This is a genomic window from Zobellia uliginosa (genome assembly GCF_900156625.1).
In the GTDB taxonomy this organism is placed as follows: Bacteria; Bacteroidota; Bacteroidia; order Flavobacteriales; family Flavobacteriaceae; genus Zobellia; species Zobellia uliginosa.
Map to the genome: position 1 here is coordinate 901,144 of NZ_FTOB01000003.1, position 13,636 is coordinate 914,779.

Annotated in this window: 11 protein-coding genes; 2 read left to right on the top strand and 9 right to left on the bottom strand. The window is 42.4% G+C overall.

Translation table 11 applies throughout. The annotated features are described in order from the left end of the window. Positions 1–190: 190 nt before the first annotated feature. Positions 191–1,048, bottom strand: coding sequence for a sugar phosphate isomerase/epimerase family protein (locus tag BW980_RS12515; RefSeq protein WP_076455531.1), 858 nt, complete (start codon positions 1,046–1,048; stop codon positions 191–193). A gap of 176 nt (positions 1,049–1,224) precedes the next feature. Between BW980_RS12515 and BW980_RS12520 the strand changes: the two genes are divergently transcribed. Continuing rightward, entirely contained in the window at positions 1,225–1,623 is a 399-nt protein-coding gene (locus tag BW980_RS12520; protein WP_076455532.1) for a YchJ family protein, read from the top strand. A 69-nt stretch (positions 1,624–1,692) separates the two neighbouring features. Next, positions 1,693–2,568 (top strand): YegJ family protein, encoded by an 876-nt coding sequence (locus tag BW980_RS12525; RefSeq protein ID WP_076455533.1) that lies wholly within the window; start codon positions 1,693–1,695, stop codon positions 2,566–2,568. Positions 2,569–2,615: 47 nt separating this feature from the next. Here the strand turns inward: BW980_RS12525 and BW980_RS12530 are convergent, their stop codons facing one another. The 8 genes from BW980_RS12530 to BW980_RS12565 all read right to left on the bottom strand — a co-directional run bounded on the left by BW980_RS12530 (position 2,616) and on the right by BW980_RS12565 (position 13,260). Continuing rightward, positions 2,616–3,764 carry an efflux RND transporter periplasmic adaptor subunit gene (locus BW980_RS12530; RefSeq protein WP_076455534.1) on the bottom strand — a complete coding sequence of 383 codons (1,149 nt, stop codon included), beginning with the start codon at positions 3,762–3,764 and terminating at the stop codon, positions 2,616–2,618. 10 nt (positions 3,765–3,774) lie between these two features. Beyond that, the gene (locus tag BW980_RS12535; RefSeq protein ID WP_076455535.1) at positions 3,775–8,109 is read right to left on the bottom strand and encodes a CusA/CzcA family heavy metal efflux RND transporter; all 4,335 of its coding nucleotides are present in this window, start codon (positions 8,107–8,109) and stop codon (positions 3,775–3,777) included. Between the two features lie 80 nt (positions 8,110–8,189). Then, complete coding sequence (locus BW980_RS12540; protein ID WP_076455536.1) at positions 8,190–8,588, bottom strand: hypothetical protein; 399 nt, start codon at positions 8,586–8,588, stop codon at positions 8,190–8,192. 200 nt (positions 8,589–8,788) lie between these two features. Then, a complete protein-coding gene (locus tag BW980_RS12545) occupies positions 8,789–9,253 on the bottom strand; it encodes a GNAT family N-acetyltransferase (protein ID WP_076455537.1) in 465 nt (154 codons plus the stop codon). 91 nt (positions 9,254–9,344) lie between these two features. Continuing rightward, a complete protein-coding gene (locus BW980_RS12550; protein WP_076455538.1) occupies positions 9,345–10,865 on the bottom strand; it encodes a Dabb family protein in 1,521 nt (506 codons plus the stop codon). Between the two features lie 14 nt (positions 10,866–10,879). Continuing rightward, entirely contained in the window at positions 10,880–11,377 is a 498-nt protein-coding gene (locus BW980_RS12555) for a GlcG/HbpS family heme-binding protein (RefSeq protein WP_083690465.1), read from the bottom strand. 81 nt (positions 11,378–11,458) lie between these two features. Further along, positions 11,459–12,040, bottom strand: coding sequence for a Crp/Fnr family transcriptional regulator (locus BW980_RS12560; RefSeq protein ID WP_076455539.1), 582 nt, complete (start codon positions 12,038–12,040; stop codon positions 11,459–11,461). Positions 12,041–12,078: 38 nt separating this feature from the next. Further along, positions 12,079–13,260 carry a putative Ig domain-containing protein gene (locus tag BW980_RS12565; RefSeq protein WP_076455540.1) on the bottom strand — a complete coding sequence of 394 codons (1,182 nt, stop codon included), beginning with the start codon at positions 13,258–13,260 and terminating at the stop codon, positions 12,079–12,081. Between the last annotated feature and the right edge of the window lie 376 nt (positions 13,261–13,636).

The window sequence follows — 13,636 nt, forward strand, 5'->3', positions numbered from 1 at the left end:
GCAAAAATATATCGACATTGCAAAACATCCAAATTATTTGTAATAAATCTAAATAGAGATAATTAACCTAGTGATTTACATATCCTAAATACCAAATTTTAACATTTGAAAATGGGCCAAAGCCTTGTTATAGGGCAAAAAAAAGCCACCGTCATGCAACGATGGCCTTTACGCTATTGGCGTTTATATCCTAATGAAAGCCGAATTTTTCGAGTCCTTTTCTACTGATCTTTATGGCTTCCAATGGCGTTGTCTTATAGGTTTTATCCTGTTCCACCATATAGTATTTCATACCGGACAATTTCTTCTCTTTTAAGATTCGGCCAAAATCAATACTTCCCGTACCTACCGGAGCGAACCAGCCGTCTTCGTTCATGTCTTTTACATGCCATATCTTAAATCGCTTCGGATATTTTTTAAAATAGGCTACAGGGTCGGCACCTGCTTTGGTCACCCAAAATAAATCCATTTGAAAATTGACCCATTTCGGATTGCAGTGTTCCAAAAGATAATCGATGACCACTACCCCATTTTCATCCTTCTTAAATTCAAAGTCATGATTGTGGTACAACAATTGGAGTCCCGCTTTCTTGCATTTTTCACCCAGTACATCTAAAATTCCCGCCAAATTCTCGGCTCCTCCCGTCATACCCATTGTCATGGTTTCCTCGTCGACCGTAAAGAGTCCCATAGGAGGTACGGGCACCACAAAGTATTTAAACCCCGCTTCCTTTACATCGGCTATCATGGCATCGGCATTCTCAAGGGTCACGCTTCCTTGGTGGCTGCTTATGGGCTTCAGGCCTAGTTCTTTTAACTTCTTTTTAAATTCCAATGGCGTCATTCCGTAGAACTTTCCATCCTCATACCCTGCCGCTTCAATATACTTATAACCGGCATCGGCCACCGCCCGCAAGGTGGTTTCCGCATCGGAAGCCATATCGTCCCTTAGGGTATACAGGGCGAGCCCCCCGTAACTGTCTTGGGCATTGATAAAAGAGCTGCTTGCCATCAGTAGGCATATACATAGTAGTTTGAATGTTTTCATTTGTCGTTGTGTTTTCTGAAATAAGCTAAGATACTACATCTGTTTAAAAATTATCTGGCCATAATCTTAAAATACTCCACCTCTCGTTTAGAAAAACGGAAATTCACCTACATAGGTCGAATATAATTTTTACAAGCTCTTCGAAATATGTAGTTTTAAGTTCTAAACCTCTTCGTATGCCATGTCCTTGCAACCCTCAAGTGAACTATAGCGACTGCTGTAAAAAAGCCCATACGGATATTCGTAGCGTAGCCACGGCCGAGGTGCTAATGCGTTCCCGTTACAGTGCCTTTGTTTTGGGGGATATCGATTACCTACAAAAAAGCCATCACAGTACTACCCGACCGAACAAAATTGAAAAACGTAGGATAAAGGCTTGGGCCAAGGCCGTTGATTGGTTAAAACTTGAGGTCTTATATACTTCCGGAGGAAGTGAAACCGATAGTACGGGTACCGTCGAATTCAAGGCTTATTATATGGAAAACGGTCAAATGGGCGTTATATATGAAAAATCGAATTTTAGCAAAGAAAATGGTCATTGGGTATATGTTGATGGCGTCCATAGAAATTTATAAGCTTTGGACCACACATTTCTATATGAGCTTCTATAAAAAACAACTGTATTAACTATTAAAAACTTTTCTATGGGCATCTTAAAGAAAATATTCGGCAGAAAACAGAACATTAGGAAACGTAATGGTAACCCTGATGTTTACGATATGCCCAATGAAGATGAAAGAATGAATTGGGCGATGGAAAAGGCCAGGTTAACCTTCCATTATTTTAAGACCTGTACGGAAAACCCTAAGGAGGGACAGGCCTACTTTTCCGTTAAAGCTCGAATAGAAGACGGTGACAGTGTAGAACATATTTGGCTCTTAGAACCCAGTTTCGACCATGAGGGAAATGTTTACGGACGGGTCGGGAACGAGCCTATCGATGTAAAAAATGTAAGCCTTGACGAAAAGGTCGGAATCGCCTTCGACCATGTTTCCGATTGGATGATCGTAGAATACGGAAGGTTGATAGGAGGCTACACCTTAAGGGCTATTAGGGAAGGATTAACGGGTGATGCACTTCAAAACTTTGATAAAAGTCTCGGAGGCATAGTCATTGATGAAGGGGAAGACCATTTTCTCCCCGACCACGATACACCCGAGGGGGCCATTCTAGCCTTGGAGGAAGCGTATGATCAAGACGACTTGGAAAAATCCTTAAGCTGTAAGGATTTTAAAAAAGAAGCGGAGTTCCTCCTCAAAAAAAGCGTGCAAATCGAGATTGATGACGAACTCATCGAAAATACCGCAGAAGTACTTAGGCTTTCCTTTATAAAAAACATGCAAGAAAACGGAATGCCCAAGTTTAAAGGCATAAAAAGGGCTTTTCAACGGCAAAACCTATCGAAGGAACATTGCATCGTAACCGAAATCTGTCGCTTTCCCGATGGCGGTCTATCCCGACAAAGGCTGAACACCTACAAGGTAGATGGCCAATGGAAAGTTTTGGGACTCGAGGAATAAGCAAATTCATTCCAACCACATCTTACTGCATTTTATGATTTGTCAAATCAGTCCCCGCCCAAAAGGTGGAAGGCTCCTTTGGTCAATATCGTATCTTCGGTAGTCACACCTGGCATCTCGGTTAGGGCCACTTTGCCATTGTAAGTAGAACCGGTCTTTACCGAGACTTGGTCAAAATAATAAGCATCGTCCGTTATCTCGTTTAGTTTTAGGAGTAAATGTGCATTTTCTATGGCTACAACTGCCGTTTCACTTATGGCATGGACTTCGGTCGTATCCGTAATGATTTCAGCTTCTACGAACATTCCGGGTAAGAAATGGGCCTGTTCTTCATTTTTAAGATGTCCGTGCACCTTGATTGTACGATTGTCTTCTATGGCCGTACCGATTAAGTGAACTTCGGCCGCAAAAACATCGGCGGAGGATTCTGGTACCTTAAAATTGATTTCCTGCCCTTTTTTTAATTTCATGATGTCTTTTTCAAAGACCGATAGTTCTAGGTGGATATGGTCGTTGTTTATGATTTCCATAATCGATGAGGCCGGGGATACATAGGTGCCCCGACTCACGTTTACCTTGGTGACACTCCCTGAAATCGGGGCATACATGCGTACTACAGAAGTCACATTTCCACTTTCGACCTGGGAAGGGGAAATGTTTAGAAGCCTTAGTTGTTTACGAAGGCCATTGTATGTCGCCAAAGTGGTCTTGTAGATGCTCTCGGCTTTTAAAAAACTTTTTTGCGAGGTAATATGCTCTGACATCATCGTTTTTTGTCGCTCGTACTCCGATTTTAAAAAGGTCAGTTTTTCATTTACTTCCATGTAGTCTTGCTGTAACCTGATAAAATCGGGGTTTTCAAGGGTAAGTAAAACCTGTCCTTTGCGAACCTTGTCCCCTATCAATAAGGGTATGGTCTTGATATATCCGCCCATGGTAGCACTGACCACGGCCCTGTTTTCTGGGGGCACATCTATCATTCCCGAACTTTGTACGGTTATGGGGAAGGATTTTAATTCTATATGGCCCAAGGCCATCTTGCTACGTTCAAATTGGGCCTTGGAAACAAAGACCCTACGGTCTAACTTTTCGGTATTCTGGTCTTCGGTCGAGTTATCTTCCGATGCCTTACTGCCACAGCCCAGAAGGGTCATGAACAAGCTCAATGTTATGATATGATATATAGTGCGTTGCATAATGCTCGTATTAAAGGGTTAGATAATTTATGGCGATTGCGATATGGTTGTATTCCCCTAGCTTGTCGAGATAATCTAGTTTTACTTCATAGGCGCTTTCGAGACTTTGTATGTACTGATAAAAATCCACTTCACCGTTTTTGAAACTGCCGTTGGCCGTTTTTAAAATTTCATCGGATAAGGCTGCACCTTCCTCTTCATAGAAAATAAGGGCCTTCGACAACTGGTCCATCCGTTCTTTTAGGACCTTATACTTGGCCGTAAGTTGAATTTTATATTCATTGAATTCTTCCGAGGCTATCGCTTCGGCAATGCCCGCGGCCTTGATTTTAGAGGCTTGGGCCCCAAATAAAAGAGGAATTTTCAACCCGAATTGATAGCCGTACAGATTACTGTTCAGCCCCGAGTTCCTTCCCTGAAAGTAGTTCTGGCTAATATCGGGCAAGAGTTGTTGTTTCTCTAACTTACGCTGTACTTGAAATAAGGCTATCCTATTTTGGTAAAATTCCATTTCCGAACTTCCTTCAATATCCATAATCTTAAGATCGACCTTGAGTCCCCCTGCGACCGCTATCTTTAAGGGGTTTTCCGATTGCACCGTTTTCATTAAGTCAACATAGGCCATGTTTACCTTCTGTTGTGACTCGAGGTATTTGATATGGATTTGTTTTTGCTTAGAGGCAGCCGTGATTTTTTCAAGGTAATTGGTCTCGCCCAATTCAAATCGTCGCGCCGCCATATGGGCAAAGTTGGAATAGAGACTGTCAAGTGTTCTTAAGACCTGTTCTTTCCCACGGGCGATTTGATAGCTATAATAAGCTGTCGTTACCTTACGTTTCAAGGCCTTTTTCTTGATGTCAAATGAACTGATCGCCAAGTCGAGGTTGGCCTTGTTCACTTTCCTTTTGGAGAAATATACGGTAGGAAACCGAAAGTTCTGTTGCACGCCATAGACGCGTAAGGGTTCATTGTTCGCTGCCAAATTATTTTCGTCAAACTCGTAATACACTTGGGTCTTATCAAAACTAAATGCACTGTTGATTAAGGCATGGGACTGCTCCACCTCTAGCCTATTGGCATTGAGGCCTGCATTATTTTCAACGGCCATTGTGATCAAAGCTTCAAGGTCCATCTGGCCTTGCTGAGCGTTTACGGGTATGCTCATCAGGGCAAAAAGTATTACTAAGCCCATAAGTTGATTGGCTTTAGGCATGGTTTTTTCCATTTTCAAGGAGTGGAAATAGGCATACAGTACAGGTAAAACCACTAAGGTCAAAAGAGTGGCGGTAATCAATCCGCCAATAACCACGGTGGCCAATGGCCGTTGTACTTCAGCACCCGCATTCGTTGAAATCGCCATGGGTAGGAAGCCTAGTGCCGCGGCCATTGCCGTAAGCAATACCGCTCGCAATCGGTCTTTCGCCCCCTGTTTGATCAGTTCATTGATATCACTGAACCTTCCTTCCTTTTCGAGTTCCTTAAAATGCTCTATCAACACGATCCCGTTGAGTACGGCAATTCCGAACAAGGCGATAAAGCCGACGCCTGCGGATATACTGAAAGGTAAGCCCCTTAACCAAAGTAAGAGGACACCACCCACGGCTGCCAGTGGTATGGCCGAATAGATCATCAGGGCCTCCTTGACCGAGCTAAAAGCAAAATACAGCAAAACAAAAATCAGGATAAGGGCAATGGGGACGGCAACCAACAGCCTCGATTTTGCACTTTGTAGATTTTCGAATTGCCCTCCGTAGGCAATCGTATACCCAACAGGCAGGCTTATGTTTTCGTTGATCAAGCGCTGCACATCGTCTACCACCGATTGTAAATCGCGATTGCGTACATTGACCCCCACTACGATCCTGCGTTTGGTGTCGTCACGTGATATTTTGGCCGCTCCCTTTTGATAGGTGATATCCGCCAACTCGCTCAAAGGAATTTTCCCTCCCCTAGGCACGTCTATATAGAGGTTTTTTAGATTGTCGATATCTTGCCTAAGGTTTTTGTCCAATCGAACAACAAGGTCAAAGCGGCGTTCGCCTTCAAAAACGCTTCCCGCACTACGGCCGCCAAAGCCCATGGAGACCATATCGTTCACCTCTTTTATGTTGAGTCCGTAGCGAGCAATTTTGGCCCGGTTGAACTTTACGTTCATTTCGGGAAGGCCGGCAATTTTCTCTACCGAAATATCTGCGGCCCCATCTACTTTTCCGATCAGGGCGCCTATTTCGTTCCCTTTTTGGGCCAAAATATCAAGGTCATCCCCAAATATCTTAATGGCTATATCGGCACGGACCCCGGTAATAAGCTCATTAAACCGCATCTCAATGGGCTGGGTAAATTCTACTTCCATTCCAGGTATGACGGCAAGGGCTTCCTTAAACCTATCGGCCAACTCGTCCTTGGAATCGGCCGAAGTCCACTCACTTTTTGGTTTCAATACAATAATAACATCGCTTTCTTCCATTGACATGGGGTCCGTAGGCACTTCCGCGGCGCCAACTCGGGTTACTATCTGTTTCACTTCGGGAAATTTATCCAATAGGATGTTCTCTATTTCCGTTGTGATTTTTACCGTGTTACTTAGAGACGTTCCGGTTTTCAATACCGGTTGGATAACAAAATCGCCCTCATCCAAGGTAGGTACAAATTCACCCCCCATATTGGAATACAGAAACACCGACACCGCTAAGAGTAAAGCTGCTATTCCTAAAACCATAGACCTGCTGTGAAGGGCCCAGTGAATGATCGGTTCATATTTGCTTTTCAACCATTTCATGATACGAACGGAGATGTTCTTGTCGGATACGGTAGAAGGTTTCAAAAACAAGGAAGCCGCTACCGGCACATAGGTAAAACACAGAAGCATGGCACCTATAAGGGCAAAACTAAAAGTCAGGGCCATAGGCCTGAACATTTTCCCCTCAACTCCCGATAGGGAAAGAATAGGGATGAATACGATCAAAATGATCAACTGCCCAAAAATGGCGGAATTCATCATTTTTGAAGCCCCAGTGACCGTAATTCTATCCTTTATCCGTTGTTGTTCGGTTCTCGGAACGGTGATGATCTCATCTTTTTTCCGTGTAATTTGAAAGGCGATGAACTCCACTATAATCACCGCACCGTCAATGATAATCCCAAAATCAATGGCACCTAGGCTCATTAAATTCGCATCTACGCCAAAAATGTACATAAGCGATAGTGCAAAAAGAAGACAAAGGGGGATTACCGAGGCAACGACCAGTCCGGAACGGAAGTTCCCCAATAAGAGTACCACTACGAAGATTACGATCAAACATCCCAGGATCAGGTTCTCCGATACGGTGGATGTGGTTTTTGCTATAAGTTCGCTACGGTCTAAAAAAGCATTGATATACACGCCTTCGGGGAGTGATTTCGAAATGGAGGCCACGCGTTTCTTTACCGCCTCGATTACTTTTTTTGAATTAGCGTCCTTCAACATCATTACCTGCCCCAAAACCTTTTCACCTTGACCATTGCCGGTAATGGCTCCAAAGCGCGTAGCACTTCCAAAGCCTACGCTGGCCACATCTTTAATATAAATCGGTAAGTCTCCCTGTTTTTTGACCACAATATGGCCTATGTCGTCCAAAGACGTTATCAAGCCCTCCCCTCGAATAAAATAGGCTTGGTTTACCTTTTCTATATAGCCCCCGCCCGAAATGCTGTTATTCATCTCTAGGGCCTTAAAGACCTCTTGTGCGGTGACCTCCATGGCATTCAAGTTTTCGGTGTTGATGGCCACTTCGTACTGCTTTAGAAAGCCGCCCCAAGTATTGACTTCTACGACACCGGGGATACCTGAAAGTTGTCGCTTGACCACCCAATCTTGAATGGTACGCAAGTCTTCTATGCTATAACGCTCCTTAAACTCGGGCTTTACATCAAGAATGTATTGGTAGATTTCGCCAAGCCCCGTGGTTATCGGTCCCATTTCAGGAACTCCAAAACCTTCGGGAATTTTCTCCGATGCCGATTTGATTTTTTCCGCAATAAGTTGGCGGGGTAAAAAAGTACCCAATTCGTCGTCAAAGACAATGGTTACCACGGATAATCCGAATTTAGAAATGGACCGGATTTCTTGTACTCCCGGTAAATTTGCCATTTCCAACTCAATAGGATAGGTTATAAACTGTTCGATATCTTGGGTCGAAAGGTTGCGCGACGTAGTAATGACCTGCACCTGATTATTGGTGACATCGGGTACCGCGCCAATAGGTATTTGTGTCAAGGAGTACACACCAAAACCTACGATAAAGCTTGTAAACAACAGAACGATCAGCTTGTTCCTGATGCTGAAATTAATGATATATGATAGCATTTTTTCATGAAATAATAAACGTTAGGCGTCCGTTGATTCACCGGAGTGAACGGAGCTTAAAAAAAATGAACGCGATTATTTTATGAATGCCGGGGCGGCTGAAGAATCCCCCTTGAATGAAGTGAGGAGGATGGTGCCTGATAAAAGAAATTATGCGATTTATATTCCGGAATTTCAACCGATTTGAAATCTTCTTTTTGGGAGTTTAAGACAAGGGCCGTAAGCGATGAAAAGTGTGATTGCTGTTGAAACGGTAACTGCTCGTGGTCTTCTTTTTCTTCTTGGTGCTCTTTGTTGTGAATTGCTTTTAACTCCCCATAATGTTTTGAGATGAACACAAAAACATTGTCTTCATATTGCTCACTATGAAATTGGGCGTGCTCTATAAATTCGTCTATTTGCGAAATATCATAGAGGCTTATTCCAAAGCTTTGCAATAGAATAACAAAGGATAGTGATATGGAAACCAGTCTACTCACAAGTATAAAGGTAGTGATTTGTGGGTTCACTTAGTTCTCAAGGAATCAATTCTTTACTAATATAGAATTGGTCTACGTTATCATTTTCCGCTTGAATTCCGTGAATAAATCAAACTAAAATACATACTCTCCTTTTTTTCGGGTACTGCCCCGCTCATATAAGTTTTAATGACTTTTGGAGTGCCCTGGCCAATGAAGCGCTATCCTAGCTCGATCCGATAATCGATGAAGCTTGTGTCGGGTTTTAGTTTTTTAAACCCTAGGCTTTCATACAGACCTTGTGCCGTAAAATTGTCGACGGCCGTTGAAAGTTCAACAAATTTTGCACCTCTGCTTTGGGCAAATTCCATGGCCGTCTTGATTAGGGCTTCCCCTATCCCCTGTTTTCTGTAGTTTGCCTCGACAAACAAGTCGTTGAGTATCCAATTTTTTACCGCACGTACGGATGAATATTTAGGATAAAGTTGCGTAAAGCCAAGGGGGATGGTTTCACCGTCCTTATCGGATAAGGCCACGAAGATTACGGACTCATTATGCTCCAATCGCGACTGTATAAAGTCACGGGCCAATTGAAGGTCCGATGCTTGCTCGTAAAATACCCGATATTTATCGAAGAGGTTTACGACCAAACTAAGCTCGGAACTTGTTATTCTTTTTATCTCCATAGCAAATCTTTAGGAAAATAAATCATTCGAATTTAGAATGAACAAGTTAAAAATTTTCCTATTAAATGTGGGGTTATAAAAAGGCGCTATACTAATCGGTCCAATAATCCAATACCAAGACATCGGCAATTATAGGCCCTATCTGGCTTACCAAATCTAAATGCGCTTTATGGAAAAGATAGATTTCCCTAGCATGCTCATCATTGAAGGTCAAGGTAAAGCAATGGGTCAAACCTTTGCTGTTCCCTTCGGCACTATCATTTATCCCCCATTCTATATCGGCAATTTCAGGAATATCCTTACCCAAATCCACAAAAGCTTTGATGGCCTCCGCTACCTGTTCTTCGGTAGCTTCCTCTTTATACTTCAGGCTGACCATATGTCTTAAAACTTTGCCTTCCCTATTGATTTTAGGCGAAACTTTGTAGGTGGCTATCTTTTTTAAATCAAATCGGAAAGAACCGGCAATAAGAAAATGGCTTCCTTCTATCGTATGGGATCTTAAACCGTAATAGATGGAAAACCCTGTTTCCAAATAGTTTATAGGTGATAGGATGCCTTCTGCATTGAGTTTACACAGTTGTATACTAGCATCATCCCTGGTTCCGACCGCCAAAATGGCTTCATTATTATGTATTGAAACCACTTCAATTCTAGTTTGCCCCTGCAATTTGGTGGTGTCATCATCCTTTAGAACAAAATGAGGCTCAAGCCCGCCTTTATTATTCACTTTAAAAACACTAACCCCATCGCCGTGATAAACGAAATCCGGTCTTTTTATAAAGCCCCCTCTCTTGTAATACTTATGGTGTCTGTGACCTACAATCACATAATTGTTATTGCCCAAGGTGACACCGGTCACCGGATAGGCCCCGGTTAGGAATCTATCGGTTGTATTGTCGCTTATGTTGTTGATGTTTTTAAACCTACCATTTTCATACACCCTAAAACTACTCACTCCATTATCTTGAAATCCACTTGTATATAGAAAGGTTTTCCCCTTAATTTTATGGGTAAACATTCCTATGACACCATCGGTATGAATGGTTTCATCATCTCTCATAGGTTGTACATGGGTCAATTTTCCGTCGTTCTGAATTTTGAAACTGCTTAAGCCGGGTGTTTCCTCGAGTCCACCAATAAAGAGGTATGACGATTTTTTCATATGAATCACCTCTAAAGTAATGGCCGTTCCTAGGTAGGTCTCCTCCGTATCTTCAACCAAGGCCACTCTTTTAAGGGAACCGTTGTTCAATATTTTAAAGGTCTCGATTACGTTTCCGTGTTTGTTCGCTACAAAGAGATAGTCGGTGCCATTAATATTGTCGGCCACCATGCCCCTGGCCGGTCCTTCTTTCCGGTAGAGTTCATGATTGCTTATCGGGGTAAGTATACCTTCTTTGCTTAGGCAGTAGACATCTATGTTTCCAACCCCTCCTGCAAATACATAGTGATTGCCCCCTTTTTCATAGCTCGTCACCGAAACCGTATTGTTTCCCGATATACTTTTAAAGTCTTTTCGGTAAAGCATTAGTTCTTCGGATACTTGGGCCAGACCTATTTGGGAGGAAACCAAAACTATGGCGAGAACGACTTTTTTTATGCAATTCATAATCTTATGCTTTTCTAATTTGATCCATCTATAATCGAGTTTGCTCCAGCCGTGGCAATAGTACGGTCTTCGTCTATGGTACCACCACTTACACCTATGGCCCCGATGATTTGGCCTTCTTGGTTCTTGATGGGTATGCCTCCTGGAAAAGTAATTAAACCACCGTTGGAGTGTTCTATATTATAAATGATGCCGCCTGGTTGTGTCAACTCCCCTAGCTTTCCGGTATCAATGTTAAAATATCGGGCCGTTTTGGCCTTTTTTATGGCTACATCAATACTTCCAAGAAAGGACTCATCCATTCGTATAAAGGCTTTTAGGTTGGCTCCGGCATCGACTACGGCGATATTGACGGAGACCTTTGATTCCTCGGCTTTTTCCTTTGCCGCCAAAAGTGCCGTATAGGCTTGATCATGTGTAATATCTTGGGCTATCTGCGCCTGTCCTTTAGCTGTTAACAATAGTAATGCAAGCGTAGCGATACCAATTTTGAAGTGTTTCGGTAAGTCCATAATCTTATTTATAGTTGTATGTTGCAAAAATTATGAACTATTCTAAAAAAACAGTTGAACAAGTTCAACTCTAGTAAAATTTTATAAGTCTTTAGACGATTTTTTAATTTTACTTAAAAACTCATGGGTAATGCCTAAGTAGCTTGCAATTTGTTTGTCGGTCAGTTTTGATACGATATTGGGATAGGTCGTTACAAAATCGTGGTATCGCTCCTTTGCCGTTTGGCAATGGTTGTTAATCAAACGGCGTTGCCATGCTACGATGGCTTTCTGCGACATAATACGGAAGAGTTTCTCGGTTGCGGGAATGGCATCGTAAAGGGTTAATTTATCTTTCCTGTTGATAAGAAGCACTTTACTGTCCTCTAATGCCTGTATGTTCAAATTGGAAGGTTTCTGGTTCATAAAGCTATCTATATCCATAAGCCACCAATCCTTAATCGCGAAATACAAGGTGTTTTCCTTTCCTTTTTTATCTAGGATGAATACCCTGAAACACCCTTCCAAAACAAAACCTTCAAACTTACAAACGCTGCCCTGAGTCAATAAAAACTCCTTTTTTCGAATGACTTTTGGTTCAAAATAACTACATAGCTCGTCCAGCTCCGGTTTAGAAAGTTGCAGGCTTTTTTCGATATTCTGGATCAATAGGTCGTTCATCATGCTTTGTGCTTTACGTTCGTATGTTTCCTGTACAGCGCTTATTTTGTAACTGATATGCTTATGCTGTCCTCAGTTCGATTCATAAATTCGTCCACAGCCGTAAATGTCAATTTAAAATCGCCTTCAACAGCGGGCACACCCGATAGGGTCATATTTTTGCTATCGAATGTCAACCAATCGAATTGGTCTTGATTACAGCCCAACACCAATTGGTCGCTATCAACATCTTTAAAATAATCCGATGGAAGGGTCAAGCTGAATTTCTCCCCAAGCGGCACCGTGATATCCTCCAGTGGGCGGAAAACAAAGGGTTTAAAGACCTTCGACGTATTGGCCCAATAAATATCGGATTCGGTCAGGCCCTTTTCCCCGATCTGCAAACGCGTAAAAAATAAAAGTTTGTTGTCAATGCTAACAAAAGGCCTACGGTCCCAATCTTTGGAATTTATTGGGGCATCAAGGACTACTGCCGGCGTCCATTGCTTACGGTAGTCGCGGTAACTGATGTGTAGGTCCACAAAAGAATCGTCATCGGTGTATCTGCAAAACAGGATATAATCTTCCTTGGGAGAGATAAATACACTTTCTTCATCGTTTGACGAATTGAGTTCAGAAATAGCATTCGCACTTTGATAGCTATTGCCCTCCTTCGTGGAATAGAACAAATCTGCCGTGTAGCAGTTTTCCTTGCCCTGGCAATTTCTATTCGACGAAAAATAGAGGCTTCCGCCATAGGTCATACTAGCATTGGCTTCCCTACTTGTGGAGTTAATGGGAAGCTGCATTTTTTTAGGAATTCCCCAATTGCCGTTCTCCTGTTTTATCCTCCAAATATCCGTCATATATAGATTGTTCGTGTCCGCTATACTTTGGGCGTAAAGCAGGGATTCCCCATCGGGCGTAAAATAAGGTAGGAATACACTTTTACTTTCCAAGGGTTGAAAAATCTCGGGGGGAGTCCACTTACCACTTATCTTTTCCGAGTAGAATACGCTTCCGCCAAAATCGCTTGGGTTTAGGGTCCCAAAGGCCAATTGTCGCGTATCGGGCGTAAATGAAATACCGTGCTCGAATCTACCCTTGATAGAAACGATACCCGGTGCAAAGATAACAGGGGTAGCATCGGGAAGGCTTTGGTTCAAGTAATCGACAGTTCCCTCTTGTGATGTACAGCCCATAAAGCCAAGAATAAAAATAAAGGACAGAAGTATTTTGGTCATTAGCTCTTCGTTTTTGCCGTAACGGATATATTAGATATGTGCGGCCTTTCTATTAGGATTGTATGCATTCGCCATCAAGGTTGGATAATCGGAAGTGCATTTTTGCCTTTCATAGACCATCCAAGGCCTAAAAATAAACTATCCTTAAGAATAGGACGTAAAAAAGATTTGGAAAAGCTTTCTATTGCTTTTGTGGAAACCTACGAAAACCCTGTTGTTCCATTAGCTGTTTATTGTGTCTGGATATGCGGTGAAGCATTACTGATTATTGGCTAGAAAATAATGGCTCAACACAAAAAGTTGTGGAGAGGTTAAAATTGGCCGATCTTTGAATCCAAAAAGTTAAATGCTTTCAGATTCACTATCATCTATAGCC

What these genes read in the sequence shown, in the direction of transcription:
- BW980_RS12520 (WP_076455532.1), top strand. Translation starts at nt 1,225, where the DNA reads ATGCCATGTCCTTGCAACCCTCAAGTGAACTATAGCGACTGCTGTAAA.
- BW980_RS12560 (WP_076455539.1), bottom strand. Translation starts at nt 12,040, where the DNA reads ATGATGAACGACCTATTGATCCAGAATATCGAAAAAAGCCTGCAACTT.
- BW980_RS12565 (WP_076455540.1), bottom strand. Translation starts at nt 13,260, where the DNA reads ATGACCAAAATACTTCTGTCCTTTATTTTTATTCTTGGCTTTATGGGC.
- BW980_RS12525 (WP_076455533.1), top strand. Translation starts at nt 1,693, where the DNA reads ATGGGCATCTTAAAGAAAATATTCGGCAGAAAACAGAACATTAGGAAA.
- BW980_RS12515 (WP_076455531.1), bottom strand. Translation starts at nt 1,048, where the DNA reads ATGAAAACATTCAAACTACTATGTATATGCCTACTGATGGCAAGCAGC.
- BW980_RS12530 (WP_076455534.1), bottom strand. Translation starts at nt 3,764, where the DNA reads ATGCAACGCACTATATATCATATCATAACATTGAGCTTGTTCATGACC.
- BW980_RS12545 (WP_076455537.1), bottom strand. Translation starts at nt 9,253, where the DNA reads ATGGAGATAAAAAGAATAACAAGTTCCGAGCTTAGTTTGGTCGTAAAC.
- BW980_RS12555 (WP_083690465.1), bottom strand. Translation starts at nt 11,377, where the DNA reads ATGGACTTACCGAAACACTTCAAAATTGGTATCGCTACGCTTGCATTA.
- BW980_RS12550 (WP_076455538.1), bottom strand. Translation starts at nt 10,865, where the DNA reads ATGAATTGCATAAAAAAAGTCGTTCTCGCCATAGTTTTGGTTTCCTCC.
- BW980_RS12535 (WP_076455535.1), bottom strand. Translation starts at nt 8,109, where the DNA reads ATGCTATCATATATCATTAATTTCAGCATCAGGAACAAGCTGATCGTT.